At 57.2% G+C, this 5,216-nt stretch carries 7 protein-coding genes; 2 read left to right on the plus strand and 5 right to left on the minus strand.

Annotated elements, in window-relative coordinates; genetic code table 11:
- Positions 1 to 545: haloacid dehalogenase type II (locus AC11W3_RS07865; protein ID WP_484092763.1), on the minus strand; the 545-nt coding region annotated here is incomplete at its 3' end.
- Positions 546 to 675: 130 nt separating this feature from the next.
- Between AC11W3_RS07865 and AC11W3_RS07870 the strand changes: the two genes are divergently transcribed.
- Positions 676 to 816 (plus strand): hypothetical protein, encoded by a 141-nt coding sequence (locus AC11W3_RS07870; protein WP_484092764.1) that lies wholly within the window; start codon positions 676 to 678, stop codon positions 814 to 816.
- A gap of 179 nt (positions 817 to 995) precedes the next feature.
- On the opposite strand, the gene pstS is transcribed toward AC11W3_RS07870, so the two are convergent.
- Genes pstS through AC11W3_RS07885 form a run of 3 tightly spaced genes read right to left on the minus strand, consistent with a single transcriptional unit; the run spans position 996 to position 3,641 of the window.
- The gene (gene pstS, locus AC11W3_RS07875; protein ID WP_484092765.1) at positions 996 to 2,024 is read right to left on the minus strand and encodes a phosphate ABC transporter substrate-binding protein PstS; all 1,029 of its coding nucleotides are present in this window, start codon (positions 2,022 to 2,024) and stop codon (positions 996 to 998) included.
- A 45-nt stretch (positions 2,025 to 2,069) separates the two neighbouring features.
- Positions 2,070 to 2,450 carry a response regulator gene (locus tag AC11W3_RS07880; protein ID WP_484089645.1) on the minus strand — a complete coding sequence of 127 codons (381 nt, stop codon included), beginning with the start codon at positions 2,448 to 2,450 and terminating at the stop codon, positions 2,070 to 2,072.
- Positions 2,451 to 2,468: 18 nt separating this feature from the next.
- Positions 2,469 to 3,641 (minus strand): sensor histidine kinase, encoded by a 1,173-nt coding sequence (locus AC11W3_RS07885; protein WP_484092766.1) that lies wholly within the window; start codon positions 3,639 to 3,641, stop codon positions 2,469 to 2,471.
- A 218-nt stretch (positions 3,642 to 3,859) separates the two neighbouring features.
- Between AC11W3_RS07885 and AC11W3_RS07890 the strand changes: the two genes are divergently transcribed.
- Complete coding sequence (locus AC11W3_RS07890) at positions 3,860 to 4,540, plus strand: response regulator (protein WP_484092767.1); 681 nt, start codon at positions 3,860 to 3,862, stop codon at positions 4,538 to 4,540.
- A 79-nt stretch (positions 4,541 to 4,619) separates the two neighbouring features.
- Here AC11W3_RS07890 and phoU read toward each other — a convergent pair.
- On the minus strand, positions 4,620 to 5,216 hold a 597-nt coding region (phoU, locus tag AC11W3_RS07895; RefSeq protein WP_484092768.1), incomplete at its 5' end, for a phosphate signaling complex protein PhoU.

Below are 5,216 nucleotides of genomic sequence, written 5' to 3' on the forward strand. Positions count from 1 at the left end.
ATTGCCCCTATTACGTCGAAGGGATTGCTGGAGATGAGCCAGGCACTGCTTTGGCATGAACCTGTCTGTCTCAGGAAGTGGCTGTACACTCCGGGATTGGGCTTGAATGACTTGAGAGCATCGGTGCTGACTACTCCTATGAAGAGATCACGTATTCCGGCAGCCTCGAGTAATGTTTCAACAGCGCCCGCAGTGCCGTTGGAGAAGGCGTAAGTCCTGAATCCTGCGCTTTTCAAGCTGGCGAGGCTTTGTGCTACATCGTCAAAGGCTGGTAAAGTCCTGTAGCTCTGCAGCAACTCTTCCTTCTGTTCGTGTCTAAGGGATGCCTTGTAGAAGCTGCAGGTGTAATTGAGAGCATCCCTGGTGCAGACAGAGAACTCCGCGTAGTTCTGCATCAGGCCCCGCCGGAAAGAGTATTCCAGCTGCTTCTCCCGCCACAGACGTGAAAAGTCCTTCGCATTTCCGACCATCCCCTGCAATTTCGCGGATACCCCCTGGGTGTCGATCAGTGTCCCGTATACGTCGAAGCCAAGAGTAATGGCCATTGCTGCCTCCGGTGCCAACGATCCTGTCATTATTCCACAAGCACTACTTTTACCACACCGTTAGCCACTTGTAACAAGTTCGTAATATTGATGTGCTATCTTCGCCGTGAAAATATAAAAGGAGATAGAGATGAAGACAATGAGTATGGGCGAGTTTTATGTGTGGTACTGCGAGTGGTGTGACTCGAGGAATCTTACCCCCTGGACAAGGGCTGCGGGCGGCACGGTCAGTTGCGGCTGCTGCCACAAGGAGTTTCCTGCAGCCGGCTGATAACGAGTCGGAATAAATTGCACCATCGACCGAGTTGACGGGCGCACAGAGTGCGTCCTTTTTTTATTGGCTGAATCCTCACCGGCTCTGAACGAAAAAAAGGCTCACTTCGACCATTGGTGCGAAGCGAGCCTTTTCTCTATCCCTGCCGGGGGATGCGGCCTGGGATCTTTCCTGTCTTACCTGATGGTCCTGATGGTCTTCTCCACCATCTTCAGCACGTTTTCCGGAAGTGGCGCGTACAGCAGGGGAGCCGCCATCTTCTGTCCCTTGTGCAGGCTCCAGTTCAGGAACTCGACCAGCTTCTTGCCTTTCACGGCATCCTTCTGATGCTCATAGACCAGGAGCCAGGTGAAACCGACGATGGGGTAGGCCTCCTTGCCTGGCTGATTCACCAGCGAGACCCTGTAGTCCGCCGGCATGTGTTTGGCGGCTCCGGCTGCGGCGGCGCTGGTCGACTGGATGGATGGCTCGACGAAGTTGCCGCTCTTGTTCCTGAGGGTCGCGTACGGGAGCTTGTTCTCGAAGGCGTAGGCCAGCTCCACGTAACCGACGGAGTAGGGAGTGGTCTTGACCTGTCCCGCGACCCCCTCGTTACCCTTGCCGCCCAAACCGGCCGGCCACTTGACGCTGGCACCCTTGCCGACGTTGTGTCCCCACTCCTGGCTGACGCTGGAGAGGTAATCGGTGAAGATGCTCGTGGTGCCGCTGCCGTCGGTGCGATGCACCACCACGATCGGCTTGGCAGGCAGCTTGAGGCCGGGATTGTCGTCAGCAATCCTCTTGTCGTTCCACATGGCGATCTTGCCGAGATAGATGTCGGCCACGTCCTCGGACCTGAGCTTCAGCCCCTTGCCTACGCCTGGAACGTTGTAGGTCACCACGACCGCTCCCATCACGGTGGGGATGTGGATCAGCTTTCCGGGGGCGGCTTTGAGTTCGTCGTCGGAGAGGAACTTGTCACTTGCGCCGAAATCGACGGTCTGGGCGGTGATCTGCTTGATCCCGCCGCCGCTGCCGATGGACTGGTAGTTGAACTTGACGCTGGGGTCGATCTTCGCGTACTCGGCGAACCACTTCGAGTAGAGCGGGTAGGGGAAGGTAGCACCCGCGCCGTTCACCAGGACTTCTGCCGAGGCCGGGACCGCTGTCGCCGCCAGGGCGAGCAATGCAAGCGCCGAGACCACCTTCTTAACTGACTTTACCATGTACTCCTCCTTGTCATGTGTTGCTGATTGAACGACTATCTGCTGTCAGAACCGCGGTGCCGCGAGGCACTCGCTTACTTTTTGAAACAGTCCTTGAAGATCACCTTTGCAGACGTAGCCCCGGATCTGGTGAACAGCTGCCAGATCTCTCAGGATGGCTTCGTCATTGGAGGAATAAAACAGTATCGCGATGTCATTCTCCTGGCAGAAGGGCTTCAAGTGGCTGATCAGATTGTTCCCCGAGAGCGCGGGCATGTTTATGTCCAGCAATATGAGGTCGGGCTTTTCGGCTCTTACGAAATTGGTAGCGCCAAACGCTCCCTTGAAGGTAGTGACTTCAACGACATCGCTTTCCAGCAACCCCTTTGTGGTGTACAGGTGCATATCCTCGTCGTCTATGACCATCACCTTCTTCTTTTCCTGCATCTTGGTCGTCTCCTTTGTCTACTTCTGATTCGGCAGCGAAACGGTGAACTTGGTCCCTTCCCCGTATGTGCTGGCGACTGAAATGGTGGCGCCTATCAATTTGGCCAGGTTGCTGCTGATCGCCAGACCGAGCCCGGTCCCTTCCCGGCTTTTGGTGGTGGCATCCTCGATCTGCCCGAAGGCCGTGAAAAGAACCGAAAGATCGTCATCCTTGATGCCTATGCCGGTGTCCGAGATCTCGATGCCGAGGCCTTCTTCCTGAGCCGTGACCGAGATTCGTATCTCCCCCTGATCGGTGAACTTGGCCGCATTGCCCGCAAGGTTCATCATGATCTGCCGTAACTTGATGCCATCGGTAGTGACCGTGACCTCCTGGCTTGGGGTTGCGAGCTCCACGGCCACAGGCTTGTCGGCAATGAGGATGCGGGTGGTTTCGGCAATTTCGTTCAGGAGCGATACGATATCGACCTCCTTGCTCGCCACTTCCATTTTCCCGGCCTCCATCTTCGACAGATCGAGGATGTTGGTGATGATGGTTCGCAGATTGGCGGCAGTGGACATCAGAAAGGCCAGCCGTTCCTGTATCTGGTCTATGGATCGGTTGTCGGCAGCCATCTTCAGCAGTTGCAGGAGTCCCACGATGGCGTTTATCGGCGACCGCAGCTCGTGGGTGACGTTGGCCAGGAAGTGTGACTTGACCTGGTTGACCCTCTCGAGCTCCTGGCTGCGCGCGGTGGCGACCTCCTGAAGCAGCACGCTGCGCGTGAGCGCGATGCTTTGCTGAATGACCAGCTCCTTCAGGGAAAGCAACCCTGCATACCTTCCTGAACTGTCCTTGACGATGATCTCGTCGTAGACATCCTGCGGCGGACGCGCGCAGGCCTTTTCTATCACCGAGTCCAACAGCTCTTCCTCCGCGACAACGAGGGGGGCGATGTCGGCCACCGTGATGATCGGGTGCTTCGCGTGGAGCTCGTAGCCGAAACGTCGCGACAGCGTGAAGAGCAACTTCGTGCGGGTGATAAGGCCAACCGGCTCACCTCCGGTCACGATGGCGAGCGCTTCCAGATTGGGCCTGTCGGAAAAGAGGTCGTAGACCTCGGTGACGGAAATGGTAGGCGGAACCCGGTCGCTACAGAGATCGAGCTCTCCCACCCTCAACAGGTAATCCTGGTCAATTGCTTCCTGCATGCGCGTCCCTCTTGAACCTTTCCTCTGCCCCCGGATCCGGCAACGAATCCGAATTGCTCGTACGGTGGTACTGTAGAATGCCGAGGTTACGGATCGGTGTATGGAGTGTTACAGCTCGGAAAACTTTTCTGCGGCAAATGTTTACCGAGCTGTAACCTTTTCGGCACATTCCGACGGTATCTATTAGCTACGGATTTTCAGGCAGTGGAGGGGCAGTGATGGGTACGATCTTGATTGTCGAAGACGAGCGGGACCTTGCAGAACTGGTGGCTTTCAACCTGGAGCGGGAAGGGCACAACACCATCCTGGCCTTCGACGGCATCTCGGGACTCAACGAGGCGCGCAGACTGAACCCGGACTTGATTCTCCTCGACCTCTTGCTCCCGGGCCTGACCGGCATGGAGGTGTGCAAGCAATTGAGGGTGACAGCAAAGACTGCGGCAATCCCGGTCATCATGGTGACTGCGAGGGGTGAGGTAACCGACAAGGTGGCAGGATTCGAGGTGGGGGCCGACGACTACGTGGTGAAACCATTTTCGGCGCGAGAGCTTCTGTTGCGGGTAAAAGCTGTGCTCAGGCGAGGCAAGGGACGTGTCGCCGTCACGTCGGGGATAACGGTCGGCCCCATCATGATCGATGCGGCGTCCCACAGGGTGACGCTAAACGGAGCTGCTCTGCCTCTGACCACCATGGAATTCAAGCTTCTGCTCACCCTGGCGCAGCGCGTGGGGAGGGTGCAGAGCCGGACACAGTTGCTGCGTGATGTCTGGGGCTACAGCTACGTCGACGACAGCCGCACGGTCGACACCCACCTCACCAGGCTCCGTACCAAGATGGGTGATGCAGGAGAACTCATCAGGACCGTGCGCGGTTTCGGATATGTCCTGGAAGGAGGGTGAAACGCGAGGTGGCATTGAACAGAAAAGGGGGGCTGCACCAAGTGCGCCCCCCTTTGTCTTGCTACCTTTCCATTCGTCGCTAGGCGATGGTGTGGCGGATGTCCTTGCCCTTGACCATGAAGATCACCATCTCGGCCACGTTGGTGGCGTGATCGGCGATACGTTCCATGCACTTCGAGATGTAGTTGATCTTGATGGCGCGGGCGATGGTGGTGGGGTCGGCTATCATGAAGGTCAAGAGTTCCCGCTGGATCTGCTCGTTAAGATCATCCACCACCTGGTCGTCCTGGCAAACCTTGACGGCTAGTTCCTCGTCGCCCCGCACGAAGGCGTCGAGTGCATCCTTTACCATCTTCGAGGCGGCTTCGGCCATGCGGGGGAGGTCGATGTACGGCTTCAGGATCGGCTCGTTGTTGAGCTCCACGACCCTCTTGGCGATATTGGCGCACTGGTCGCCGATACGCTCGAGGTCTGTGACGATCTTGAGGGCCAGGGTGATGAAGCGTAGGTCTCTCGCCGCAGGTTGTCTGCGGGCTAAGACCTCAAGGCACTTCTCGTCGATCTCCATCTCCAGATGATTGATCTGGTGGTCGAAGGCGATGGTCTTCTGGGCCAGGTCGCTGTCCCTTTCAACCAGGGCTTGCATGGAGTTGGCGATCATTATCTCGACCTTGCC

It is taken from the genome of Geomonas sp. (assembly GCF_056994735.1).